General features: G+C 56.1%; 18 protein-coding genes and 1 tRNA gene. 5 read left to right on the top strand and 14 right to left on the bottom strand.

Annotation, left to right across the window (positions count from 1 at the left end; all coding sequences use genetic code 11):
• Positions 1 to 29: 29 nt before the first annotated feature.
• On the bottom strand, positions 30 to 632 hold the full coding sequence (locus RSK20926_RS02855) for a hypothetical protein (protein ID WP_157133019.1): 603 nt from the start codon (positions 630 to 632) through the stop codon (positions 30 to 32).
• A 113-nt stretch (positions 633 to 745) separates the two neighbouring features.
• Positions 746 to 1,213 (bottom strand): aminoacyl-tRNA deacylase, encoded by a 468-nt coding sequence (locus RSK20926_RS02860; RefSeq protein ID WP_008204264.1) that lies wholly within the window; start codon positions 1,211 to 1,213, stop codon positions 746 to 748.
• 233 nt (positions 1,214 to 1,446) lie between these two features.
• Between RSK20926_RS02860 and RSK20926_RS02865 the strand changes: the two genes are divergently transcribed.
• Entirely contained in the window at positions 1,447 to 1,833 is a 387-nt protein-coding gene (locus RSK20926_RS02865) for a hypothetical protein (RefSeq protein ID WP_008204266.1), read from the top strand.
• Here the strand turns inward: RSK20926_RS02865 and RSK20926_RS02870 are convergent.
• Complete coding sequence (locus tag RSK20926_RS02870; protein WP_008204268.1) at positions 1,830 to 2,423, bottom strand: YdcF family protein; 594 nt, start codon at positions 2,421 to 2,423, stop codon at positions 1,830 to 1,832. The two genes, RSK20926_RS02865 and RSK20926_RS02870, sit on opposite strands and share 4 nt — an antisense overlap.
• Before the next feature lie 40 nt (positions 2,424 to 2,463).
• A complete protein-coding gene (gene uvrB / locus RSK20926_RS02875) occupies positions 2,464 to 4,662 on the bottom strand; it encodes an excinuclease ABC subunit UvrB (protein WP_008204269.1) in 2,199 nt (732 codons plus the stop codon).
• A gap of 188 nt (positions 4,663 to 4,850) precedes the next feature.
• On the opposite strand from uvrB, the gene RSK20926_RS02880 reads away from it, so the two are divergent.
• Both RSK20926_RS02880 and RSK20926_RS02885 read left to right on the top strand, forming a co-directional pair.
• Complete coding sequence (locus RSK20926_RS02880) at positions 4,851 to 5,162, top strand: ETC complex I subunit (protein ID WP_008204271.1); 312 nt, start codon at positions 4,851 to 4,853, stop codon at positions 5,160 to 5,162.
• Between the two features lie 48 nt (positions 5,163 to 5,210).
• Positions 5,211 to 5,639: a GNAT family N-acetyltransferase gene (locus RSK20926_RS02885; RefSeq protein ID WP_232281834.1), complete on the top strand. Its 429-nt coding sequence runs from the start codon at positions 5,211 to 5,213 to the stop codon at positions 5,637 to 5,639.
• A gap of 182 nt (positions 5,640 to 5,821) precedes the next feature.
• Here the strand turns inward: RSK20926_RS02885 and RSK20926_RS02890 are convergent.
• The 6 genes from RSK20926_RS02890 to RSK20926_RS02915 all read right to left on the bottom strand — a co-directional run bounded on the left by RSK20926_RS02890 (position 5,822) and on the right by RSK20926_RS02915 (position 12,275).
• Positions 5,822 to 5,898 (bottom strand) — tRNA-Arg (locus RSK20926_RS02890).
• A 241-nt stretch (positions 5,899 to 6,139) separates the two neighbouring features.
• Positions 6,140 to 7,618, bottom strand: a complete 1,479-nt coding sequence (locus RSK20926_RS02895; protein WP_008204274.1) for a hypothetical protein — start codon at positions 7,616 to 7,618, stop codon at positions 6,140 to 6,142.
• Positions 7,615 to 8,370 carry a methyltransferase domain-containing protein gene (locus RSK20926_RS02900; RefSeq protein ID WP_008204275.1) on the bottom strand — a complete coding sequence of 252 codons (756 nt, stop codon included), beginning with the start codon at positions 8,368 to 8,370 and terminating at the stop codon, positions 7,615 to 7,617. The genes RSK20926_RS02895 and RSK20926_RS02900 overlap by 4 nt, the downstream gene beginning before the upstream one ends.
• Before the next feature lie 17 nt (positions 8,371 to 8,387).
• The gene (locus tag RSK20926_RS02905; protein ID WP_008204276.1) at positions 8,388 to 8,780 is read right to left on the bottom strand and encodes a GtrA family protein; all 393 of its coding nucleotides are present in this window, start codon (positions 8,778 to 8,780) and stop codon (positions 8,388 to 8,390) included.
• Positions 8,777 to 9,775, bottom strand: a complete 999-nt coding sequence (locus RSK20926_RS02910; protein WP_008204277.1) for a glycosyltransferase family 2 protein — start codon at positions 9,773 to 9,775, stop codon at positions 8,777 to 8,779. The genes RSK20926_RS02905 and RSK20926_RS02910 overlap by 4 nt, the downstream gene beginning before the upstream one ends.
• A 256-nt stretch (positions 9,776 to 10,031) precedes the next feature.
• On the bottom strand, positions 10,032 to 12,275 hold the full coding sequence (locus RSK20926_RS02915) for a methyl-accepting chemotaxis protein (protein WP_157133020.1): 2,244 nt from the start codon (positions 12,273 to 12,275) through the stop codon (positions 10,032 to 10,034).
• A 673-nt stretch (positions 12,276 to 12,948) separates the two neighbouring features.
• On the opposite strand from RSK20926_RS02915, the gene RSK20926_RS02920 reads away from it, so the two are divergent.
• Positions 12,949 to 13,662, top strand: coding sequence for a trypsin-like serine peptidase (locus RSK20926_RS02920; protein WP_037253356.1), 714 nt, complete (start codon positions 12,949 to 12,951; stop codon positions 13,660 to 13,662).
• A 95-nt stretch (positions 13,663 to 13,757) separates the two neighbouring features.
• Here RSK20926_RS02920 and RSK20926_RS02925 read toward each other — a convergent pair whose 3' ends face one another.
• The 4 genes from RSK20926_RS02925 to RSK20926_RS02940 form a co-directional block, all read right to left on the bottom strand.
• Positions 13,758 to 14,933: an HlyD family type I secretion periplasmic adaptor subunit gene (locus tag RSK20926_RS02925; RefSeq protein WP_008204281.1), complete on the bottom strand. Its 1,176-nt coding sequence runs from the start codon at positions 14,931 to 14,933 to the stop codon at positions 13,758 to 13,760.
• Complete coding sequence (locus RSK20926_RS02930) at positions 14,930 to 17,074, bottom strand: ATP-binding cassette domain-containing protein (protein ID WP_232281840.1); 2,145 nt, start codon at positions 17,072 to 17,074, stop codon at positions 14,930 to 14,932. The genes RSK20926_RS02925 and RSK20926_RS02930 overlap by 4 nt, the downstream gene beginning before the upstream one ends.
• 191 nt (positions 17,075 to 17,265) lie before the next feature.
• Positions 17,266 to 18,570 carry a TolC family protein gene (locus RSK20926_RS02935; RefSeq protein ID WP_037253358.1) on the bottom strand — a complete coding sequence of 435 codons (1,305 nt, stop codon included), beginning with the start codon at positions 18,568 to 18,570 and terminating at the stop codon, positions 17,266 to 17,268.
• Positions 18,571 to 18,650: 80 nt separating this feature from the next.
• On the bottom strand, positions 18,651 to 21,803 hold the full coding sequence (locus RSK20926_RS02940; protein ID WP_008204285.1) for an Ig-like domain-containing protein: 3,153 nt from the start codon (positions 21,801 to 21,803) through the stop codon (positions 18,651 to 18,653).
• Positions 21,804 to 22,613: 810 nt separating this feature from the next.
• Here RSK20926_RS02940 and RSK20926_RS02945 point away from each other — a divergent pair.
• Positions 22,614 to 24,548 (top strand): PrkA family serine protein kinase, encoded by a 1,935-nt coding sequence (locus RSK20926_RS02945; protein ID WP_008204286.1) that lies wholly within the window; start codon positions 22,614 to 22,616, stop codon positions 24,546 to 24,548.
• The last annotated feature ends 8 nt before the right edge of the window (positions 24,549 to 24,556 follow it).

A 24,556-nucleotide genomic window follows, 5' to 3' on the forward strand; every position in this document is an offset into this window, starting at 1 on the left:
AGGCCCAAATTGGGCCTGCCGCGCCTTTGTCAGGTTGATTTATCGGGCGCCAATGCCATCACTTTCATGGCGAACCTGAGTATTCCCCCCTCAAGGAAAGCGGAGCGCAGCAGAACCTTAGAAGAGTTCACAGCTTCGGCAATTTTGGCATAGTGTTCACGCTTGTTACTGGGGGAGCGCAGCAGTTTGGTGCGCGCTTTGGAAATTGCTTGCTCAGCTTGGCGTGTTACTTTTGGCACTGCCGAAGGCTTGATTGGTCGATAGGTTTCCAAACCGCGTCGGGAAACGGGTTGTGTTGGGTCTCTGTATTTTGCCACCGCAGCATCCAGTGTACGGGCCACCCCGCTCAGGGCAGTGGCTGCGTCCTTGTAGGCAGGATTGCCCGAGATCTTCTTGGCTGACCTCCCATAGACCGCTCCGAAACAGTCAAATCGATAGACCTTTGGAAGACGCGCACAGCGATCAGTGCCCTGATTCAGGGATCTGACAGCGCTTTTGGTTGTGGAGGCGGAAAGACCACTCACAGAGGCGCTGGCATTTCCGCCGCCGCCACCACCTTCGCCTCCTCCATAGGCTGCAGCAGAGGTGGACAAAAAACAAACGAAGGCTGCGCTTACAACTGATCTACTCATCAAAATCTCCTCTTTGGAGGAAGCGTAACATGCTCTTTCTCCATGACAAGCTTCCTCATGTTTTGAAGCCTTTACAATGGTTGCGGAGTGGCTCTTCTCTCGCGGCTGCCAACTTAATGCCGAGTGCAGAAGGATCCATGTTTCGCAGGCTGCATCAATTCATCAAAATCCGCACCGCGCATTTCCACCAGGGTTTTGTGGTCGCCAGCCTCGAACCAAACCCGGTCCAGCCCACTCATACTGTCATCAATGACTGTTGGCAGCATAAAGGCCGCGCCAATACAGGGCGCAGCTCCTGTGTCGCAATCGTCAAACACTTGATCCAGTTCGTACTCCGGGGCCAGCCCCAGGCGCCGCTGTAGCAGGGATTGCAGTTTGTGCAGGTCAACCTTTTGATCAGAGGGGATCACCGCCAGTAATGGGCCATCTTCCATGTGGATCAGAACCGATTTTGCCAGATGATCCCCGGGGATATGCGCCACCTCAGCGCATTCCGCAGCGGTGGCCGAATAGGGGTGGCGGATCATGTCATAGGGTAGGCCCAGGCTATCGAGATGGTGTTTCAGGCGTGCAGAGATCATCGTAGGGTCCTCCGGCGATGAAGGCGCCCCGACTGCTGCGGCCAGATATACCAGGCGTGGCAACAAAGCCGAGGCGCCTAAGGTCAAGGGCTTCCAGTATGCACCTTCAGGGCTGAGTCTGGCAAGAATGGAGCGTAAACTCCCCGAAAACCAATCGCAGAAGATCAGGCTTTGCCCAATGAGGTCACTGGATTAATGGTATATAGAACGAAACCGATTTCAGGAGTGTATTGATGAAGCCGATGAAAGTGATCCTGGCTGCCGTGGCCCTAACCCTGAGCACATTCCCGCTGCGCGCGGACGAATTGTTGGCTGATTATGTGGCCTTTATCGGACAGGATGATCTTTACAACTCCAAAGGCACGCGGCTGAGCGAGCCTTGGCAGATCCTGCGACAGGATCGGGCCAACTATCACCGTTTTGGTGTTTCCCAGCCCGGGGATGAGTGGGATCCGCTTTTCCAAGACAAAGGCAACCGAGCCATCATGGAGCGCATGGTGCAACATGGTTCGATCGCGCAGGCTGCGGGTCGTAGCATTGTCCAAGGCGGGGTCATGGTGCGGGTAAAGGTCTACGACAATGGATCGCGCGACTACCTGCGTGTCACCGTCACCCGCTAGTTTCTGTGCTTCAGGCGTTTGAGGCGCCAGTAGTAATAGGCCAGAGCAGGGATCTCTCGAAGCCAGGATTTCAGCACCCGATGCCAGGTGGTGCCTGTGGTGCTGGGGCAAGAGACACGAGTCCTAAGCCCCAGATGGCGCGCCGTCAGCAAGGCGCGCCATTTGTGGTAGTGGTCAGTGACGATCACAATGTCAGTGGTTTCCGGGTCTTCTATCAGGGCCTTAGCGTTAGTTAGGTTCTCCAGGGTGCTGTGAGAACGATCCTCGAGCAGGATCGCATCTGTCGGCAGGCCCTCCGCCAGGCAGATTTCACGCATGACTGCGGCTTCGCTAGGCGGATGCTTCCCCAGCCCTCCAGAACAGATCAGCTGCGAGATCTTCCCGGCTTTGAACAATGCTACCCCGTGCAGGGTTCGGCGCCGAAGAGTAGGGGAAGCTTCACCACCTGGCCAGACAGCAGCCCCTAGGATGATGGCTATGGTCATGGTTGGCCCTGCATTCCAAGTCTCATCATTGATCCCAAACTGATCCGCGCCAGACCCACCCTCAGTTCCAAAAACTTTCCTCGTGGAAAAGGTGCTTTGGACCATTGCAGGGTGAGCTAGTGCTGCCTGTTGTTTGTCAAAATACTCAAGAAAACTTCTTCTGGGATTTGCCCCTGTAGGCGCGTGTTCCGGCTTTGCCCGCGGTTGATCGGCCCCTTGACTTGACTGCTGCTTCGCTGGCGGCCTCGACTGCGGATTGCCGTGCCAAGGGATCGTCAGAGATGGCGAGGTCCACTGCTTCCAGGCGCTTGACCTCATCACGTAGGCGCGCGGCTTCTTCGAACTCCAGGTTCTCCGCCGCCTTTCGCATTTCGTCGCGCAGGCCTGCCAGATGTGCTTCCAGATTGGCGCCATGCATCGGTTTGTCCACCGTGGCGGTGACGCGGTTCATATCCACGTCGCCCTCGTAGAGGCCCGCCAAAACATCCTCGACGTTCTTCTTCACGGTCTCGGGTGTGATGCCGTGTTCCAGGTTATAAGCGATCTGCTTTTCGCGGCGGCGGTTGGTCTCACCCAGGGCGCGCTCCATCGAGCCGGTGATCTTGTCGGCATACATGATCACCCGGCCATCGGCGTTACGAGCGGCGCGGCCGATGGTCTGGATCAGCGAGGTTTCCGAGCGCAGGAAGCCCTCTTTGTCGGCATCCAGAATGGCAACCAGACCGCATTCGGGAATATCCAGCCCCTCACGCAGCAGGTTGATGCCGATGAGCACGTCAAAGGCGCCGAGGCGCAAATCACGCAGAATCTCGATCCGCTCCAGCGTGTCGATGTCCGAATGCATATAGCGCACCTTGATGCCTTGTTCGTGGAGGTATTCGGTTAGATCCTCAGCCATGCGCTTGGTCAGGGTGGTCACGAGGGTGCGGAAGCCATCGGCGCTGACCTTGCGGATCTCATCCAAAAGGTCATCGACCTGCATTTTTACCGGCCGGATCTCGACCTCTGGGTCCAAGAGGCCGGTGGGGCGAATGACTTGCTCGGCAAAGACGCCGCCACTCTGGTCCAGCTCCCAGCCAGAAGGTGTTGCCGAGACAAAGACCGATTGCGGGCGCATGGCGTCCCATTCCTCGAACTTCAGCGGGCGGTTGTCCATGCAGGAGGGCAGGCGGAAGCCATGTTCAGCCAAGGTGAATTTACGCCGGTGGTCACCCTTGTACATGCCGCCGATCTGCGGGACGGAGACGTGGCTTTCATCGGCAAAGACAATGGCGTTGTCGGGGATGAACTCAAACAGGGTCGGGGGCGGCTCGCCGGGGGCGCGGCCGGTCAGATAGCGGGAGTAGTTCTCGATCCCGTTGCAATGGCCGGTGGCCTCCAGCATTTCGATGTCAAAATTCGTCCGCTGCTCCAGGCGCTGCGCCTCCAAGAGCTTGCCGTCGCCGACCAGATTGTCCAGCCGCTGCCGCAGCTCCTGCTTGATCGAGACCACGGCCTGGTTCAGCGTCGGCTTGGGGGTCACATAGTGGGAATTCGCATAGATGCGGATTTGCTCGAATGTGCCGGTGCGCTCACCGGTCAGCGGGTCGAATTCGGTGATCGCTTCCAGTTCTTCGCCAAAGAAGGACAACTTCCAGGCGCGGTCTTCGAGGTGGGCCGGGAAGATCTCCAGTGTGTCGCCGCGCACCCGGAAAGAGCCGCGCTGAAAGGCCTGATCGTTGCGCTTGTATTGCTGGGCAACCAGATCAGCCATGATCTGTCGCTGGTCATACATTTCGCCGGCCTTCAGATCCTGTGTCATCGCCGAATAGGTCTCAACCGAGCCAATACCGTAGATGCAGCTGACGGACGCGATGATGATCACGTCATCGCGCTCCAACAGAGCCCGAGTGGCGGAGTGGCGCATCCGGTCGATCTGCTCGTTGATCTGGCTTTCTTTCTCGATATAGGTGTCCGAGCGCGGCACGTATGCCTCGGGCTGGTAGTAGTCGTAGAAGGAGACGAAGTATTCGACCGAGTTCTCCGGAAAGAACCCCTTGAATTCGCCGTATAGCTGCGCCGCCAGGGTCTTATTCGGGGCCAGGATGATGGCTGGGCGCTGAGTTTCTTCGATCACCTTGGCCATGGTAAAGGTCTTGCCGGTGCCGGTGGCGCCCAAAAGCACCTGGTTGCGCTCCCCCTCCAAGACGCCTTGCGACAGTTCTGCAATTGCGGTGGGCTGATCGCCGGCCGGGTCAAAGGTGGTATTCATGACAAAACGCTTGCCGCCTTCCAGCTTGGGCCGGTGCTGCGGCGCGCGCTGGGTCATCTGCGGTTCGGATTTGTCGGAATGGGCGTAGGGCATCTGGCGACTCCGTTGAGGACCGGGGTGATTTTGATCTGTTTTTGTTCTTGTTCAAGAGGCATTCGCGCAGAAATCCATATGGTGGCTGTTGCGGCGCTGCAAAACCCATTGAATACGCGCTATTTGCCGCCTTGTGACGGAGGTATTTTCAGCGCATACAAGGCGTAGTGAGTCACAAGGAGACAGCCATGCGAGCGCGGATCTACCGGCCAGCACGAAATGCCATGACATCCGGTATGGCAAAAACGCGGAAATGGGTTCTGGACTATGCGCCGGCCTCCGCCCGTGAAGTTGATCCGCTGATGGGCTGGACCTCCTCCAAGGACACTCAAAGCCAGGTGCGCTTGCGTTTCGACAGCAAGGAAGCGGCTCTGGATTATGCTCAGGAACATGGAATTGATGCCGAGGTGGTGGATCCAAAACCCCGTGGCGCCAATATCCGCCAAGGTGGATACGGTGAGAATTTCGCCACCAACCGCCGTACTCCCTGGACACATTAAAGGCAGCTAACTGTGGAGATCCGCAGGGTAGATCCGAGTCTGGCCGAATTGCGTCCTCTGATAGAGGGCAATCAAGCATATGGGGCAGGGGCCTCACCTGCAGAAAGTGATCACACCTTTGGTGTTGAGGATCTGCGCCAGCATGACGTGCGTTTCTTTGCCCTATTTGAGGGGGAAACAGCCCTAGGCTGTGGCGCCTACAAAACGCTTCCTGATGGCACAGCAGAGGTCAAATCGGTCTTTGTCGCTGCGGCCGCCCGTGGGCGTGGTTGCGCTGGGCGGCTCATGGAATTCCTGGCGCAAGAGGCAAAGGCAGATGGTTTTCAAGCCTTGGTTCTGGAAACGGGATCCGAGCTTTGCCCTGGATATGAGGCTGCCCGCGCGCTCTATGAGCGGCTGGGGTATTCCTATTGCGATCCAATCTATGGATACAAGAAAGACCCGATGAGCGCCTTTATGCGCCTGGATCTTGAGTAGCTCTCGCCTGGACGAGCTTTGGCCTGGGCTTTGATCCGGATTGGCGGAACGACTTGGGGTGAGCCTCTGGGTTTCCGCCGCAGAATATCCGCTCGCAACTAAATCCCCCGTAGTCCTGAAAACACGAAAGAGCAGGCAGCGCGAAAACGGTCAAAACAGCTGCTCTGTTTGTATGGATTTTGTGGCGACCCCGGAAGGACTCGAACCCTCAGCCTATTGATTAGAAGTCAATTGCTCTATCCAGTTGAGCTACGGGGCCTAACCACATGGCGGTGTCTAGCAGATGGAATTTTCATTGAAAAGTGTGATTTCCATCGTGCCTTCAACTTCCCTTTCAAGTGCGCGGCCTTGTTTGCGGTGGAGGCATCGGCCCGCTGCCAAGTCGGTTCAGGAGGGTAGTCAGGCGGAAGCAGAAAGGGGAGCTCGCAAGCGTTTGATCGAACGCGCCCATTTTGACCATGCTTTAGCCGTGGGCCTGTTGGGTGGGTTGAATGTCGCCATTAGCTATCAGATTTTTGCAGCGAGGGTTCCATCTTCTCTTTCATGACCGCAGTGTCAGAGAGTTGCAGAACAACCAGACCAGGCAGGCGATGCAACACATGCGATTGTCCTTCTGCCAGCAAAGAGGAAGGCAGATCGGGCTTGGCAAGAAGATCAGCGCAGGCCTGAGGTTCATACTCGCAAACAACTATCTTTCGTCCGGTCAGATGCTCCAAGCGGAATTTGACTGCGTGAAAGCTCTGCAATTGTGAGGCTTTGGCAGGTTTCAGCGACCGATAGGTTCCTGTCACCAAAACAGGCTCTGCCCCAGTGCCTATTTCAACCGCCAAGTCACTGCTATAGCGCTGCCAGCTGCCAGAGATATGCCTCTCAACTCCGGCAATGATCAGAATGAAAGCGGAAAGTGCAAAGAGAAGGTTCCCGCCAAGGCGCTTACGACCCTGTTTCTCCAGTTCCAGATAGAGCCAGCCCAAGAAGATCGCATAGTAGGTCCAGATAAATCCACCGGTTCTGAGAGGTAGTTCAATCCCGGTTTTAACCCCCTGGGCAAAGATCATCGCCATGCCGAGGCCAAGGGCGGCCAAACCATAGGCTGCTTTGTGAGGTGCGTTACGGGCAACCAGGAGGATGGCACCGAGGAAGGGCATCCACAGAATGAGGCTGATGGCCGGATTGCCAAAGGCAGCCCCAAGGAGAAACACGTGGAAAAAGTTGCTGACGACGGAGAGGTTGGCCAGGAGCGAGGCAAGATCATGTGCTGGATTGGGAGTACGCCAATCGGCCATGACAATGCCAAAGATCCCATGCTCAAAGTAGTTCAGCAGGTAGATCAGCAGCATTCCCAGAATAAAACTGCCAAGGAACACCCCAAGGAGCGCGGCAAGGTCTTTCCAGGAACGTTGAAAATCACTGCGCGCCAGGCAGAGGGCAAGCAATAGGAACGGGTAGGTCGTATAGGCTGTCAAGGTCACGGGCACAAAAATCACAAGGAGCAACCGGCTGGATTTGCTACTGAGGTTTGCAGAAAGCAGCGCATAGAGTGCGACAAAGAACAGGCCTGGAATAAGGGTGTTGAACCAGAGAGAGATCATGATCTGCGGCACGGCCAAACCGGCGAGTATTGCCACAAAGAGGCGCAACAGCAGCGCGCTTCGTTTCCCCAGGGTAAAATGGGTCAACACGCCTAGGTAAACGGCCCAAAACAGATTGTAGACCAGGAAATTCAACCAGGCTGGGGTAATCACCTCTCGCAGGTGCCAGATGTAGTTCAGCCAACGCCCTTCATTCAGGGTTTTGCTGTAAAAGAGATCGGGGATACCCAGAAGCGCTGGATAGTCGTCATGGCGGATCATCGGATCCGCCAGAAAGGTGGCAGCTGGCAAGAGCAATACCGCAAACACGGCCAGAATGGTTACTGCAAGCGTGCTGCCCTGCCGCGCAGCGGCGGCGGGTTGCCCTGCATCAGCCACGAAGGTCATGCTTGGGCTTTTTGTGCCTGGCGGGCAATAACGGCGGCCCGGCCCTTTGCGATACCCGTCACCATTGCTCGGGGCATCAGCGAGACCACCCCACGGCGCAACCTCCAGCCAAGGCTCCCGGCGAGGGGAACGGGGCTGCCCATTGGGATTTCCGTCTTTAGAATGCTGGGCGGCAGGCCCTCACGCCCTTCTTTGTTCACATAAAGAATGGTATTGTAGCGATACCAGGGCTCGACCTCTGTGCGGTTCTTGAGTGACGGGCGAAGACAGTCGAAAGCGCTATAACCCTGGGCCTCAAAGAGCTCTTGCCAGAAGGACAGGGGCTTTTCGTTGATATGATATTCGCCACCTTGGCCGGAAACAGCCGCAGAAAACAAAACCCGGTTGGAATGGCGTGTAAGGCTGGCGACCAGGGTTGCTGATGCGCTTTCTGGCAGGTGTTCGCCCACTTCAAGGCTTTGGGCAAGATCGAAACAGCGCTTTAGATCAAAGGGTTGAGTGAGGTCTGCCGCATGAAAATCCTGTGGATTGATCGCCAGGCGATTCCGGTCAACGTAGTCCCCGTCAGCCGCAGCCGTATCCTGCACGCCCGCCCTTTGCCATTCGCTCAGCCAGACGCCGCGCCCGCTGCCCAGATCCAGAACGCTCTGGCAGTGCAACTGGGGCTGAAGCAGTGAGATAAGCGTCTGAGCAGAGCTGCGTGCTCCCTGATCAATGTAGTCGTAGAATGCGTTGGAATAAACGTGCTGCATGATTGCTCTCTGCTTTCTTAGGCCGTTGCGTCTGAGTAAACCCAGAGCCGGAAAATGATGAAATTCTGGACCGGCAGGATGACCGCCGCTAGGGCTGCGCTGAACCAGCCGCTCCACCCCAAGTTGGGACCGATTAGGCCGGTCAGGAGGGTCGAGAGGGTGAACCCAAAGCAAATGGTCGCCGTAAAGCGCATCACTTGACTGATTTCCGCCAGGGGTTGGCGAAAGGTAAAAAGGGTTTGGCCGACATATTGCACACAGATTGCTGAGGTGAAGGCGATGCCATTGGCCGACAGCTCCCCCAATCCCCACATTTGCAAGAGTGCAAAGGTGGTTACATAGTAAAAGGCCACCCCTCCGCCAACCAAGGCAAAGCGCATAAGTCGCCCAATCTCACCAGGAGAGGTCATGCGCGTCTCCGGCTGGTTGCCGGGCGTAGATCCCGCAGTTTGTGCGGATCAGCCTCTGGCGGCGGGCTCACGACCCCCGGCAGAGTTTCCTGTGACAGAAAGTAAAGCGGCCGCTGTTTCGCTTCCATGTATAGCCTGCCAATATACTCCCCCATGATGCCTAGCGTCAGCAGCTGCACGCCCGAGAAGAACGACATTGCCAGTACCACCGAGGCCCAACCGGGGGCGGTGCTAAACATGATCAAGGAGCCAAATACATAGATCGCCATCAAGGCGGTTACCGCGAGGCTCAGGAAGGAGAGACGTGTCGCAATCTTGAGGGGCTTTGTTGAAAACCCGGTCAGTGCATCCGTCGCAAACCGTAGCATCGCGCGCAGGGGATACTTGGTTTCGCCTGCGATACGGGGATCTCGATTATACTCAATCGCGACCTGGCGATATCCAGCCCAGGCAAACATCCCACGGATGAAGCGGCTGCGTTCCGGCATGGCCAGAACCGCATCCAGGGCTTGACGGCTCACGAGTCGGAAATCACCGGTATCTTTTGGGATCGGAACATCCGACATAGCGTTCAAAAAGCGATAGAACCCCCAGGCTGACACCTTCTTGAACAGGGTCTCACCATCCCGCTTGGCCCGGCGGCCATAAACCACGTCAAAATTCTGATCCATGATCTTCATCATGTCAGGCAGGAGTTCCGGCGGGTCCTGTAGATCCGCGTCCAGCATAAAGATCCGTTCACCTTTGGCGGCCTCCAGCCCTGCGGTCAGGGCAACTTGGTGACCGCGATTGGCGGATAGTCTGAGGCCCCGAACCATGGGGTTCAAGGTATGCGCGTCTTCAATTGCTTCCCATGTTGAATCAGAAGAGCCATCATCGACAAGAATGATCTCGGCAGAGTTTTTCCAAGGCTCGACCGCTGCAGTGAGACGCTCGACCATCAATGGAATGGCCTCTTCTTCGTTATAGCAAGGTATGACTACCGATAGTTGCATTTGGTCGCCTGTCTTTCAAAACTCTGATCAATCTCTGGCCGCTCTTTCGCCGAGCTTGACCTGCAGTTGACCCTTTGATTTCGGCGATTCTTGGGCGAGGATGTGGTTTCTTAACACCTTTTAACCTTTCTCGACGGCTTTCCTAGATAGTCGAGAGCCAAGGGAGGGGAGGTGTTTATGGCTTTGTTTCAGTGTGTTATAACTCAGAAGGCGGTCGCGATCTTAGGGGGGCCGCAACTGCGCCCTCAGATATAGTTCAGGAGGCTTTTTGCACGTTTAAGGCCGGACCACCGGACCAATTGGCCCCCGTTTTGAAATGAGAAACCAGCCGAGACAGGGTTTCTGCATCGTTGTTCAGCATTTTGCTGGCGGCTGTGGTCTCTTCCACCATTGCGGCATTCCGCTGCGTGACACTGTCCAAATGGGTAACACCGGTGTTGATTTCATTCAGGCCATTGGATTGCTCGGCTGCACTCTCCGCAATGTTGGAAACCATCTGCGAAATCTCTCCGATCCGGTTCACGATTTTCTCCAATGCATGCCCGGTGTCGCCGACCAGGGTCACTCCACTGGCTACCTGTCGCGAGGAATCTCCAATGAGGGTCTTGATCTCTAACGCTGCATCCGAAGAACGTTGGGCTAGGGCACGGACCTCTGAGGCAACAACTGCAAACCCCTTGCCGGTCTCCCCCGCTCTTGCGGCTTCGACGCCGGCGTTCAGCGCCAACAAATTGGTCTGGAACGCAATGTCGTCAATCACACCAATGATATGGTTGATTTGGTCTGATGACTCTTCGATGCCAGTCATGGCCTCAACCGCACGTTTGACAATCGCTCCGCTGTCTTCGGCCTCCGATTTTGCCTCAAGCATTGTTTCTTCAACTCCGCGCGCCGTTGTCGCCGTTGATTGTACGCTGCTGGTGAGCTCATCCATAGCCGCCGCAGTCTCTTCCAAGGTTGCTGCTTGGCTGCTGGTCCGTTCAGACAAGTCTTCCGAGCCGCGGTTGATCGCTTCACTTCCGCGCGAGATGCTCTCTGCGGTGCCAACCACGTCTAGAACCGTCTTTCTAAGGGTTTCCTGAGTTTGGTTGAAATGCTTGCGCAGAATGTCATGGTCGCCGGGAAAGGTCACTGTCAGTGGGCGCGAGAAATCACCATCTGCCAGGTCTTTTAGGCCGCGGCTCAGATGCGTGACCACAAGTTCTTGCTCTTGCTGGGATTCCTCACGCCTTTCATTGGCCTCTCGCGCGCGCAGCAGATCGGATTTCATACGCAATAGAGTCTGCGCGATCAGGCCAATCTCATCGCCACGCTCTGCGGCTTCGACTTTTACATCATATCGGCCAGAGGCGATGGATTCCATTCGAAGACAGATCTGTTCAATCGGACGGGTGAGTGTCCCCGCAAAGATCCAGCCCACAACAGAGAAGAGAACCGCCGCGCCCAAGCCGATAAAGGCCATGATCTTCTGTTGCTTTTCTGCGGGTGCCAGAATTTCTTCTCTGGAGATTTCCGCGACGACTGCCCAGCGGAAGATGCCGAACTTGACGGAGGAGGACGCGGCAACGACCGGGGTGCCTTCCATATCTTCGGTTTCGACAAAATGTCCACCATCACTAACGAAGGCCGCTTCGATCTGAGGCAGGGATGGCATTTGTTGCAGGACTTCCTGTTTGCCTCCTACGCGCGATGCGGTGCGCGCCTTGCGATCAGAGCCCACGAGGTAAACATTGAGCGATTCAAAGGCTGAGTTCTCTGTATTGATGATGCTGGAGATATGATCGAGTGGAAACTGAAGCGCCAGGATGCCAACAATCTCTCCTTTGGCATTGGGTACCGGGGTAGCTGCAAAGCCAGCGGGAGCATCGCTACTGGGTGCATATGGCGAGATTTCCGAGTATAGGACACTTCCGGAGGCCTCTTGCAGAGCCGACCTGAAGGCCTCGCCGAGGCCAGAGTCCGCATAGGTTCCATCTTGCAGATTTGTTCCATAGTCGAGCTCTTTGAAGACACTATAGATGATGTTGCCTTGTAGATCGATGAGGAAGGCGTCGTAGTAGCCGAGATTATCAATGACCGAGATAAAGCCAGGGTGGAATTCCGCATGAGCACTATTATAGGCATTGTCCCCGGGTGCGCGCATTAATAGGTGCTTTTCACCGATGGCTTCGGGATTGTCCTCAATATAGTTTCTGCGCAGCGTAGCCCCAACATCTCCCGGAGTTTCGGCCCAAGCCTGTTCGAACTTTTTGATTGCATCAGACGTGGAGGCCATCGCCGCCAAAGTAACAATGCTTGCGTTGACCCCTTCGAGATACCGTTTCAGCGCATGGCTTCGTTCGCTCGTGATCGCATCGAGGAAGACCTCAGTCTCTTCTTCGACGCTATTTCTGTAATAGAGCGTGCTAACAGCCGTCATGAGTAGGGCCAGAACAATAGCCGTGCCAACAACAAGCAAAGGCAGCTTTTGCGCCAATTTCATGGATCCGATGACTTTCACGTTGTGTTCCTCAGCGTTCGCAATCTGGTTTAGGTCAAGTGAGCTAGGCCCCGTGCATGGACCCTTGATGATGGATTTCAACTTTTGAAAGATTTCTCTTGCCTTAACTCGCGCTCTTCTTTGCGATGATTTTTCGAAAGCTAGGTACAGCTGCTGATTGCATTGGAGCTGCGGCCGAGTAAGCAGAGCGCTTTTTTGCGCGAGATGAGAGCTGTTTAGAAAGATGAAGAAGACCTTGCCCGCTGTTGCGATCGAAATGGGGCAGATAGGGGCAAGGACCGCCTGTTCTGGCAAAAGAGCCTTAGATCAGGGTGAGGTGAGGGGGAGGAACAACGAGAATTGTGACTGATTCTGGTCACAATTGCGGGAGAATGCGATGAGCTTCGGCCTCAAACTCATGAAAATTTCCTTTCAATGCGCCTTCCAGCCATCCTCAGGCCTCAAAAAATACACGAATTTACAGGTGTTTGAAAAAAAATGTCGGAATAACCTTAAGGATTTGTGGCCTTTCCCCCCGTTTTTAGAGCATTCTTGGGTATCAATAACCGGGGGGTTAGTGGATTGTTAACTACGTCACATTCTGTTCATCATTTCGTCAATCAAGAGCAAGATTGGGCCCCATTCCAGCCGCACGCCTGAACAACGATGCAAGCGTGGGAAATTGGAGTGGAAGATGAAACGACTACTTGCTGCAGCCGCGGCATGTCTGTTGACAGGCATGCCCGGTGGCGCAAGGGCGGAAGAGCCGCGTTCAAATGTTCGGTCGCTACCTGGGTGGGAAGCGGTTGGACGTTTGAATATCTCCGGACGCAATATGTGTACGGGATCCTTGATTGCGCCAAATCTTGTTTTGACCGCGGCCCATTGCCTGTTTGATCCGGCATCCGGACGTGCGGTTGATCCGACGACAATAAAATTCGAAGCGGGCCTGGTGGGGCGCCGCGCTAAGGCTGCACGCCAGGTTTCCAAGGCGGTTGTGCACCCAGGGTATGAGTTCCGACGATCCGGAAACTCGCAACTTGGCAGCGACATCGCGGTGCTGAAACTGGCAAGACCGATCAGTTCCAGCCAAATCCAACCGCTGGCGATGGCATGGAATGCGGCGCGAGGGGATAGCGTGGGTGTGCTGTCCTACAATTACAACCATGCCACACGTCCGAACTTGGAGCGTAGCTGTCAGGTTCTGGCCAAGCAAAGAACGACATTGGTTACGTCTTGTCGAGTCGACTACGGTGCTTCCGGTGCGCCAATTCTGGAAGTTGTACCGGGTCGCGTGCCTAGATTGGTTTCGGTGATTTCGTCGAAAGCAGCCATGGGGAACAGGCGTGTTTCGATTGGAACCGCTTTGGATTCCTCGCTGTGGCGGCTGATGCAAATCGCCGGGTGAGAAAACGTAGAATTGGCAACGCCCACTCCTGTCGGCGTTTTCCCGACCGTCCCTTGCTAGAATGGCAGGGACGGTTTCTATAGTTAAATCCAGCCTCATGGTTCCCGGAAGGCCTCGCGGGATTTGTAGAGCGGTTTCAGCAGATAATTCAGAACGGTTTTGGAGCCGGTTTGCAATTCGGCTGTTGCGCGCATCCCTGGGCGCACTTCGATATTTTGCTGGCGTTCGGTAAGGCTACCGCGATCAACGCGAACGGTTACTTTGTAATAGGGTTCGGCGCGGGGGTTGCGCTCATCTTCAAAAGTATCTGCAGAGACAAAGTCTACCTTACCCATCAAAGAGCCATAGATGGTGTAATCATAGGCCGAGAGTTTGATCGTGGCATCCTGCCCGCGTTGTACGCTGGCAATATCCTTGGGGTTGACCCGCGCTTCCACAAAGAGCTCTTCGCCCATGGGAATGATCTCAAAGATCTCTTCACCGGGGCGAATGACGCCACCAATAGTGGTGACCGCTAGGCTATTGACGATGCCGGACATGGGGGAGGTGATCACGGTACGATGCAACTGGTCCAGCGCAAGATGCTGATCCTGACGCAAAGAAGCCAGTTCCCGCAGCGTCTCCGAATACTCCTCGGCCAGTTCAAGTTCGGTCTGGGTTCCGATTTCGTTATATTTGGCCTGCGCGTCTGTAGCAGCCTTCTGAGCGCGGTTCACCTCTATCAGTGCAACAATGTTCTGTTTGTAGAGGCTTTGCATATTCGCCAGCTCATCATTCAGCTGGTCCAGAATTTTCCGGGCGCTGTCACGACGGCTGGTGAAATCACTTTGGCGGGCAGAAAGCAGCGCGCGTTCTGAGGCCAGGATTTCAGAGGAGCGAGCGGCCAGTTCTGGGGAGACCTCAAACTTGTAGGCGCCATCCATTTCGGCTTCGAGGCGGAATTGCTTGATTTCCAAAGCGTCGATCTGGTCCTGCAGCTCATCCGCAGCGGTGCGAAACTTGGTATCCTGGAGCTTTGCAAGAACTTGACCGGCTTCGACCTCGTCACCCTGGCGCACATAAAGCTCTGCCAGAATACCCCCTTCAAGGTTCTGAACGATCTGCGCCCGAGAGGAGGAAACAACTTCACCCTCGCCGCGCACGATCTCATCCACCGAAGCAAAAGCCGCCCAGCCCAGGAAGATCAGCAGGGCTGCTCCGACCAGATAGATGATGCGGCTGGCGCCACGGGCGCTTTCGGCGAGGTCGTAATGCGCGGCTGAAGCTGTCATTCGCCTTCTCCTGCTGCAAGATGGGCCAGGACTTTGTCGCGTGGGCCATCAACAACCATGCGACCATCCTGGAGGATCAGGGTCCGGTTGGTCAGCGACAGGATAGGCATCCTATGGGTGGCAATAACCGCTGTGCGGCCTTGCAGCCAGGTTTCCAAGCGGCTCACCAGTGTGCGTTCCAGCGTCTGATCCAGTGCTGCCGTGGGCTCATCCAGAAGCACCACCGAGGGGTTCTGGAGCCAGAGCCGGGCCCAGCCAATGGATTGACGCTGGCCGATGGACAAGCCGCCGCCGCCGTCGCCAATGTCCAGATCCAGCCCTTTGTGATGGCCACGCACATAGGCGCCAAGACCGGCAAAATCCAACGCGGACATCAGGCGGCCGTCATCACGCTCCAACTGGTTCAGGTTAAGGTTATCGCGCAGGGAGCCAGCAAAAAGGCGCACATCCTGGCTGAGGTAACCGATATTGCGGCGCAGATCTCGAGGGTCGATCTGGCTCATATCAGTGCCATCGACCATGATGCGACCGCTGTCCGGTGCATAGAGACCAGAGAGGAGTTTGAGCAGTGTGGACTTGCCCGAGCCATTGACGCCCAGCACCGCAACCCGCTGGCCGGGTGTCACAGCGACACCTGGGACGTCCAGCGTTGGTGCCGCATCATCTTCATAGCGAAAGACCACTTCGCGCAGTTCAAAGCGACCCTGCAGCTGCTCACGGCGCAGATAGCTGCGCTCGGCTTCCATCTCCTGTGGGGATTTGGCGATGGCCTCTAGCCCTTCCAGGGCGCCCTTCACGTTGCTCCAGCGCGCCAGCGTGGCGGCAAATTGGGTGAGCGGGGCCAGTGTCCGGCTGGTCAGAATACCTGTGGCGATGATGGTGCCGACGGTGAAGTCACCGGCAAAGACCATTAGCGTGCCCAGGACAACTGCGGTGATATAGGTTGCCTGCTGTACCCCCTGGGACCAGAAGGTCAGGGCGCTGGAAAGACGGCGTTGCTCTGTCGAGGAATGGGAGGAGAGCGTATTCAGCTCATCCCACATCCGCATGACCCGATCTTCGCCGCGCTGTGTCTTCACTGTGTCCAGCTCGGTGATCACCTCATGCAAAAGACGACCAGCCTTCGCATTGGCGCCCTGGGTTTGACGCGTCAGTGCGATCATCTTGCGTTGCAGGAAATAGGCAGGCAGCAGCATCAATATACCGCCAACGACAATGACCCAAACGATCGGACCCGCGATCGAAGCGACCAGCAGCAAGAAGACCGCAATGAAGGGAATGTCCGCTAGGGTGGAGATGGTGGAGGAAGTAAAGAACTCCCGCACAGCGCCGAAATCCCGCATGGCCGCAAAGAGGCCGGAGGGGGGCAGGGGCTTCTTGTCCGAGCGCATACCGATGAGGCGACGCATCAGATTGTGTTGGACTGAGAGCTCGATCTGACGTCCGGCGGCATCGGTCAGGCGCGCACGCGCCACCTTTAGCAACACCTCCAGCATGATTGCGAGAAAGGCGCCAACGGCCAAGACCCAGAGTGTGGCGTGGGATTGGTGGGGAACTACTCGATCATAGACCTGGAGCGAAAAGAGAGCCACGGAAACGGCAAGAATATTGGCCACGAGCGAGCCCAGCATGATCTCGCCCACCTGACGGCGGTACTTTGGGAACTCGCCCCAAAACCAGTGATCGCTGTCGATTTGTGGCGTGTGCCGCGCCGCCATCTGCTTTAGCGAAGGGCGCGCGGTGATCAATTCGCCGGCATAAAAGGGCTGAAACTCTGCCAGGGGCACCTCTGCCCGATTTCCTGGGCAAGTGGTATCATAGACCATGATCCGGTCCACGTCCTGCCCCAGAACCAGAACGCATTGGCCGCCTTTCATCAGTGCCAGTGCAGGCCAGTCGCTGGCGGAAAACTCTGCCTGCTTTTGCAGTTTCACCTGCAAACCTGTGGAGGAGAGCGCCTGTGCAAGGCTGTTGGGGGAGGTGTCGCCAGGATTGTTGTTCCACATATAGGTGGCAATATCGCCACTCTGGGTGTCTGTACCTTTAAGCGAGGCAAGGGTTGAGATGAGCGTGGCACGATGCTGAATGCGTGCCGAAGCGCCCTCAATCAGAGAGCCAACCTCTCGTCCTTCGCCTTCGATCTGGACGGCTTTGGAGGGGGCATCGATGATTTGCGCGCTCGAAGTGGGCGTGGTGATCTCAGACGCACTGTTGCTGCTCAGGGTCCTATCCGTCGCGGGGGCGGGTGTAGGAACCGCGCGCAGACTTGGACGAGCGGTCTTCTTCTTGGCAAGCGGGCGGCTTCCGGGGGGGCGGCTGGCGGTTGTGTCGGTCAAATCTTGTCCCCATCGGCTAGCAGCCCCATGTCGCGCGCCAACTCCAGCTGGGTCAGCACAACTTCGTATTTCGCATCAATATGATCCTGTTTGCGGCGCACCAGTTCTTCATAGATTGAAACCACATCCATGACCGGGCGTTGTCCCGCTTCGAACTGCGCCTTGAACAATCGATAGGTCTCCTGGCTGGTCCGGGCGAGGGATGCGGTCTCTCCGACCTGGCGCTGGAAGGAGGCGAGACGCTGGATTTTGCGAGAGTAATCTCGCCTTGCGTCTTCCTCCGCTTCTCCGACCTGTCGGCGCGCGGCTTCTTTGGTAGCTTCGATAGCGCGGAGTGCCGCAGGTGTTCCAAAGCCCAGAGGTTCCGCCATGTTCAGTGTCAGGCCCGCGCCGGATCCATCGTTGGTGACGGATCCCGCGGCCGCGATCTGCGGCAAGAGGCCCGCGCGACTGATCTTGGCCTCGGCCACATTGCGATTGGCCATGGACTGCGTTTGCACGATCGATAGGTACTGGGCCTCTTGTGGCGGGGTGCCGAGATCCAGCTTGCCAGGCTGAGAGGTAAAGTCCTGGCCCGTCATGGCGCGCAGTTCCGCGCGCGCGGTTGCGGCTGCATCCTGCGCGGTCATCCGGGCATTGCGCATGCCATTGATCTTACTGTCGACCACGTTGAGGTCGGATTGATCCGAAAGGCCACCTTCGACCCGGCCACTGACGATGCGGCGGAATTCCTGCATCTGTTTGAGCGCGCGTGAACTGTAGGCGGCTTTCTCTTCGCCTCGCAGACCAGTGACATAGAGCCCAACAGCCGCTTCAACCCTCTCATTCATATCAATGGAGAGGTTGACGGCGGCGACTTCAACATCGGCGGCGGCAAAATCGCGTTCGGCCTTGCGTCGTCCATTGTCAAACAAAACCTGTTCGATCAACAGCCCCGCGACGAGGTCACCCAGATCGGTCAAGCTCACTGAGGGGCCGATGCTGGGAAGCCAGTTTTTTGATTTGGCCTCTGCACGCAGTTTGGCGCTGATCAGTTCCGCCTCTGCCGCTCGTGCCGAAGCCGCAACTGCGGCCTGGCCAACTTCGTCAAAAATACTGCCTTCTTCCAGAAGGGAGCGGCGGTCCATCAGCGCTGAGATAACGGGAGAGGCATTTTCGACATCTGGCTGTGAAAAATTGCTGACCCGGCGTGTGACTCCGGTCTCGCTGCTGGAGGTGCTGTTCAGAAACGGCACGCTGTCTGTGCAGGCCGAAAGGCCGCACAGAAGTGCTATTGCGCCTATGGGTCGTGCCAAATGCATACTGCCCCCTCGCCTTGTTTTTCAGGCTTGTGGTTGGGCCGGGCCGCGCCAAATAGGGCAGTCCAGCCGACTGATCATGATCAGATGATGACGTTGACGTCTTGATCAACAACCAGAGTCGTGCCGTCGTCGCCAACGGTATAGACATTGTATGTCTGCCCATCGACGCTGCGGGTGCCGGTGTGGGATGCACCTGTGACAGTCAGCGTGTCGTCATTGTCGCCGCCGTGGATTGTCAGGGTGTCCGAGTTGTTCGACAGGGCCCGAATATCCGCTTCGGTTAAGGTCAGAGAGACATTTGCAGCATAACCGAGGTCGATTTCATCAATATTGAAGCCGCTGAGACCTGCATGATCCAGAGTTCCGGCATTGGTGGCGTCATCTTCCAGAACCAAGAGCATGCTGGAGTTGTTGCCCGCATCATCTGTGCCGGTGATCACCAGATCAGTTCCATCCGGGATGGGGGTGTCGAAATCAATTTCGGTTATCCCGCTATCCTCAGCAACGGTCGCGGATGGGGTGCCAACGCTGCCGTCGCCTTCGAGCGTGCCGACTGTATAGCTGTCATCGACACCATCGATGCCAATCTCGCGCACGTCACCGCTGGAGATCGTGATCGAGTCCAGAGAAGGTGTCTCGTAAGTCGTATCGACGTCAAAACTCTCGCTGATGGTGCTGGAGTTACCAACGGGGTCCGTCGCAACAATGGTTGCATCCGCGGTGTATTCTCCTTCGGGCAGGTCGGAGGCGTCAAAGGTTGCGCTCCAATTGCCGCTGGCATCGACCGTTGCGGTTTTGGCTACACCCTCAACAGTAACGATTACGGTTGAGCCAGGCTCAACAGTGCCCTGGAGGGTGACACCGGATGTCAGTTCTTCCAGGTTCACATGGTCGTCTGCAGTTTGGTTGGCCTCAGCGGTGAAGGGCGATACTTCGGTATCGATTTCAAGGCTATGGCTCACGGTGCTGGTGTTGCCAGCAGCGTCAGTCGCAGTGACCAAAATTGCGGAATCGTAGCTGCCTTCTGGAATGTCAGCAGCGTCAAAAGTAACCCGCCAGTTGCCCAGAGCATCTACTGTGGCAGTCGCGGTCTCTGCGCCAAGTGCCACCTCCACGGTGGAGCCGGGCTCAACCGTGCCTGTCAAGGTAACGCCGTCAGCTCTTTCGCTGGCAGAGACGATGTTATCGCCTTCGATTGCCGAACTATCGAGTGTTAGCGGGTCAACCTCGGTATCGAGCGCCACGGTATCTGAGACGCTGGCAGTATTGCCGGCGGAATCGGTGATGGACGCTGTAATATCCAAGGAGCTGGTGCCCTCGGGGATGTCGGCGGCATCAAAGGTCGTGCTCCAATTGCCGGAGGCATCTGCCACTGCAAGGCTGGATGCACCGCCAAGTGTTACGGTCACCGTCATGCCTGGTGTAGCCGTGCCGCTGATTTCAACACCGTCCGCGCGCTCTACAGCGTTGATTACGTCATCGATTTCGATGGGATCGGGAGAGAGGGCAACAGTACCGGCAACGGTATCGATCTGCAGAGCCGTCGAGGTTGTGGCGGTGTTGCCAGCTGTATCGGTCGCAGTGACATTGACGGTGGTATTATATTCACCAGCACTGAGCGAGCCCGCTTCATAGGTCACTTCCCAGCGGCCATCAGACCCTGCGGTCGTGGTGCGCGTTACACCTTCGACTTCCACCACAACAGTGGCACCAGCTTCGGCGCTACCGGTCAGGGTCACGCCAGCGGTTGCTTCTGCACCGGAGACGATATTGTCGCCCCCCGCAAGACCACTGTCGATCGCTACATTGGTTTCGGTGTCGATCTGGATCGTATGGCTTTCGGTTGAGCTGTTGCCAGCCGCATCTGTCGAAGTCACTTCGATCGTGCTGTCATAGGTCCCGGCAGCAATTTCCGAGGCCTCGTAGTCGATGGACCAGCTGCCATCATCCGCTACCGTGGTTGTTCGGGTAATGCCTTGGAAAGAAACGGAGATTGATGCACCAGCTTCACCTGTTCCGGTGAGGGTCACCCCATCGGAGGCTTCGGACAGATTAATCGTGTCGTCGCCTTCAACCGTTGAAATGCCGATGGCTGGCGCAATGGTATCTACCACCAGAACTTCGGTGTAGCTGTTGCTGTTGCCAAAACTATCAGTGGTCGTGATGGCGATATCGGTTTCATATTCGCCAGTGGCAATCGCACCGGAGTCGAATGTGACTGACCAGGTACCATCATCCGCCACCGTTGTGGTCTGAGTGGTGCCAGAGATGACAACGCTGACAGAAGCCCCAGCTTCACCAGTGCCGCTGATGACTGTCCCAGAGGAATGTCCGTCGCCATTCACCAGATCGCCAGTCGATTGCGTTCCGCTGGTAACTTCCAGATCAGGTGGGGTTGTGTCGATCACAACCGAAGGCCCATCCAAATCAGTAGCGGTGCCATCAGGATCGGTCACGGTAACGCTTGTATCATAGCTGCCATCGGCGGGCAGATCGGTGACAGGGAAAGTGACTTCCCAAGTTCCGTCATCGCCTACGGTGCCGGTTCCTGTTGTGCCACCAAGGTCGATCACCACAGTGCCGCCAGGGGTGCCGGTTCCGGTGATCGTCACGGGGTCGGTGGTTGAGCCGCCAACAGGGTGGGTCGCATCCGGGTCATCAACAGTAGGCGTGATCGAACCGCCAGTGCCGCCGCCACCAGTGCCACCGCCGCCGCCAGTGCCGCCACTGCCATCTCCCCCGCCGCCGCTGCCAGCAATTACCGCAGCGCCAGCAAGACCTGCTGCGGCGCCAGCTGCACCCAGCCCACCAAGCGCGGGGGCCACCAGAGGCGCGATAACCGGTTCAATTCGATCTACGTCGAGGAAAACCATCTCATCGTAGGCGCTCCATTTGCCGGAGAGATCAAGAGGCTCGTAGCTTGCAAAGAGAACCCCCTCGGCTTTGTCCTCCAGAACAACCTCAACAAAGTTGCCTTCTTCACTCAGGAACAGGTTTTTGCCACCGGGCGTGCCTTGACTGAAGTAGTTTTGCAGAACGAGGATCTGACCATCTGCAAGAACTAGATGCAGATCACTGCCGCGCCGGACATAGCTGTCGATATCCGAGGCGCTGAGGTTCAGCGAGATATCTTTCGCATGGGACGTATTAAGGAGAGAGGGGGAGCCCTCAGGGAAAGTGCTTTGATGTGTCGTTCCCGACAAATCGCGGGTGATAAATCTAACAATACTCATTTTTGCCGCTCACTTCTAAACCGCACAAAGAAGCTGCACTCCTTTGCGGTGGTTTGATGCCTGTTCTATTTGCCCAACGGCCGTTCTTTGCGGCCACATTGTGGGTATAATGCGTCGAATTTGAATCAAATGTCTACCCCGACGCGATCAGGCCTGTGGATGAATTGCATCGCATAGTGTCTTGTTTGCCGCAGGTTTTCCACAGGACCCCCTTTCTGCCCGGTCTGCCATATTTTGCTAACGAAGGGTTAACGGTGGCCATCTTTCGGAGTGGAAGTATGGCAAAATTTTGGCAGCCCCTACCGATGCAGGCCTGTGTTTTGCTTGGATACATGCTTTGGGGCGCATCCTGAGCGCTGCCTGCTCCAACAGGTTGAACGGGGAATTCTGCACCAAGTTAGGCGACAGCACCGGCATGCACAGATCTAAGGCCATGGATACGTAAAATGGAGGGCCATGATCGCAAAGAAACCTCAGCCCATCACATTCATTTTAAGGTGCTGTGAGAAAAATTTTAGTCGAACTGCATGGCAATTAATTAAAAATACACCAGTTCTACATAGTATGAATGACGAAAATAGTGTAAACTATCAGAAAAATGATCGGCGCCTGAACACTAGGAATGCCGGGACAGATCCGCCTCTGAAGAGCGGAAACCGGTTGCCAGCGTAATGGCGTCGAAGAGCAGAATTCAAGAACCAAATACCAACGCGGACATCTTTATTGGCCCACGTACTGGGCGCTCTCTGTCTGTGCGCGTTGTCTTACCGCCAGGAGGATGGGCGTAACAAACCAGGAGGCTAGACCCCAATGAAAGACATTGCCGAGATTTTTGTAGAGCAGTACGGTCAGGCGCGCGAGCAGGAGATGTCCCTGCAGGACTATCTCATTGCCTGTCGAGATGATCCGAGCATGTACGCGAATGTCGCGGAACGTATGCTCAAGGCAATCGGTGAAGAAGAGCTCATTGATACCTCCAAGGACGCCCGATTGGGGCCGATCTTTCAGAATAGGACGGTCAAACGCTACAGTGCCTTCAAAGACTTCTATGGTATGGAAGATACGATTGAACGTATCGTGGGCTACTTCCGCCATGCCGCCCAGGGTTTGGAAGAACGCAAGCAGATCCTCTATCTTTTAGGACCGGTAGGCGGCGGTAAATCCTCTCTGGCCGAGCAGCTAAAGCGCCTCATCGAAGATCAGCCGATTTATGTTCTCAAGGCAGGGGATCAGCTCTCTCCGATCTTTGAGAGCCCACTTGGTCTGTTTGATCCAGATAAAATGGGCAAGATCCTGGAAGAGGAATATGGCATTGCCCGCCATCGTCTGCCGGGCCTTATGTCGCCATGGGCGGTCCAGCGCCTGGATGAATTTGACGGAGACATCAGCAAATTCAATGTTGTACGGCTCTATCCCTCCCGCCTGCGTCGCACTGGTGTCGCCAAGGTGGAGCCCGGAGATGAGAACAATCAGGATATCTCGACCCTGGTAGGTAAGGTTGACATTCGCCAGCTGGAGCATTTCAGCCAGGATAACCCGGATGCCTATTCTTTCTCTGGCGGGTTGAACCGCGCAAATCAGGGCATCTTGGAATTTGTCGAGATGTTTAAAGCACCGATCAAGATGTTGCATCCGCTGCTGACGGCAACCCAAGAAGGCAATTACATGGGGACCGAGAGCTTTGGTGCTATCCCCTTCAACGGTCTGGTCCTAGCGCATTCCAATGAAAGTGAATGGCAGGCCTTCAAGAACAATAAGAACAACGAGGCCTTTATCGACCGGGTTTCCATCGTCAAAGTGCCCTATTGCCTGCGTGTCAGCGATGAGGCACAGATCTATGACAAGCTTATCCAGCATTCAGAGCTGGCAGAGGCGCCATGCGCTCCGGAAACTCTGAAAGTGCTGAGCCGTTTCTCGGTTCTGACCCGGCTCAAACCGCATGAAAACTCAAACCTCTATTCCAAAATGCGGGTCTATGACGGTGAAAGCCTGAAAGACACGGATCCAAAGGCCAAAACAGTCCAAGAATATCAGGATCGCGCTGGCGTGGACGAGGGTATGAACGGGATCTCCACCCGCTTTGCCTTTAAGGTTCTGTCCTCGACCTTCAACTTTGATACCGAAGAGGTCGCCGCAGATCCCGTGCACCTGATGTATGTGCTGGAGCAGATGATCAAGCGTGAGCAGTTCCCGGCTGAGACCGAGGCCAAGTACCTTGAGTTCATCAAGTCGGATCTGGCACCACGCTATGAGGAATTCATCGGCAATGAAATCCAGAAAGCCTATCTGGAGAGCTATACGGAATATGGCCAGAACGTCTTTGACCGTTATATCTCTTATGCGGATGCTTGGATCGAAGAGCAGGACTATAAGGATCCGGATACCGGCCAGCTTTATGATCGTGAAGTACTGGATGCGGAGCTTTCGAAAATCGAAAAGCCTGTTGGCATCGCCAACCCCAAGGATTTCCGCAACGAGGTGGTCAAATTTGCGCTGCGGCATCGGGCCAATACTGGTTCGAACCCGGCCTGGAATTCGTATGAAAAGCTGCGCGATGTGATCGAAAAGCATATGTTCAGTCAGGTCGAAGAGCTGCTTCCGGTGATTTCCTTTGGGTCCAAGAAGGACAGCAAAACGGAAAGTAAACACCAAGAGTTTGTCGAGCGTATGCGCAGTCATGGCTACACAGACCGTCAAGTCCGCCGTCTGGTGGAATGGTACATGCGGGTCAACAAGGCCGGGTAACAAGAGGC

Source organism: Roseobacter sp. SK209-2-6 (genome assembly GCF_000169455.1).
Classification (GTDB): Bacteria; Pseudomonadota; Alphaproteobacteria; order Rhodobacterales; family Rhodobacteraceae; genus Pseudophaeobacter.

What these genes read in the sequence shown, in the direction of transcription:
- RSK20926_RS02855 (WP_157133019.1), bottom strand. Translation starts at nt 632, where the DNA reads ATGAGTAGATCAGTTGTAAGCGCAGCCTTCGTTTGTTTTTTGTCCACC.
- RSK20926_RS02860 (WP_008204264.1), bottom strand. Translation starts at nt 1,213, where the DNA reads ATGATCTCTGCACGCCTGAAACACCATCTCGATAGCCTGGGCCTACCC.
- RSK20926_RS02865 (WP_008204266.1), top strand. Translation starts at nt 1,447, where the DNA reads ATGAAGCCGATGAAAGTGATCCTGGCTGCCGTGGCCCTAACCCTGAGC.
- RSK20926_RS02870 (WP_008204268.1), bottom strand. Translation starts at nt 2,423, where the DNA reads ATGGTCCAAAGCACCTTTTCCACGAGGAAAGTTTTTGGAACTGAGGGT.
- uvrB (WP_008204269.1), bottom strand. Translation starts at nt 4,662, where the DNA reads ATGCCCTACGCCCATTCCGACAAATCCGAACCGCAGATGACCCAGCGC.
- RSK20926_RS02880 (WP_008204271.1), top strand. Translation starts at nt 4,851, where the DNA reads ATGCGAGCGCGGATCTACCGGCCAGCACGAAATGCCATGACATCCGGT.
- RSK20926_RS02895 (WP_008204274.1), bottom strand. Translation starts at nt 7,618, where the DNA reads ATGACCTTCGTGGCTGATGCAGGGCAACCCGCCGCCGCTGCGCGGCAG.
- RSK20926_RS02900 (WP_008204275.1), bottom strand. Translation starts at nt 8,370, where the DNA reads ATGCAGCACGTTTATTCCAACGCATTCTACGACTACATTGATCAGGGA.
- RSK20926_RS02905 (WP_008204276.1), bottom strand. Translation starts at nt 8,780, where the DNA reads ATGACCTCTCCTGGTGAGATTGGGCGACTTATGCGCTTTGCCTTGGTT.
- RSK20926_RS02910 (WP_008204277.1), bottom strand. Translation starts at nt 9,775, where the DNA reads ATGCAACTATCGGTAGTCATACCTTGCTATAACGAAGAAGAGGCCATT.
- RSK20926_RS02920 (WP_037253356.1), top strand. Translation starts at nt 12,949, where the DNA reads ATGAAACGACTACTTGCTGCAGCCGCGGCATGTCTGTTGACAGGCATG.
- RSK20926_RS02925 (WP_008204281.1), bottom strand. Translation starts at nt 14,933, where the DNA reads ATGACAGCTTCAGCCGCGCATTACGACCTCGCCGAAAGCGCCCGTGGC.
- RSK20926_RS02935 (WP_037253358.1), bottom strand. Translation starts at nt 18,570, where the DNA reads ATGCATTTGGCACGACCCATAGGCGCAATAGCACTTCTGTGCGGCCTT.
- RSK20926_RS02940 (WP_008204285.1), bottom strand. Translation starts at nt 21,803, where the DNA reads ATGAGTATTGTTAGATTTATCACCCGCGATTTGTCGGGAACGACACAT.
- RSK20926_RS02945 (WP_008204286.1), top strand. Translation starts at nt 22,614, where the DNA reads ATGAAAGACATTGCCGAGATTTTTGTAGAGCAGTACGGTCAGGCGCGC.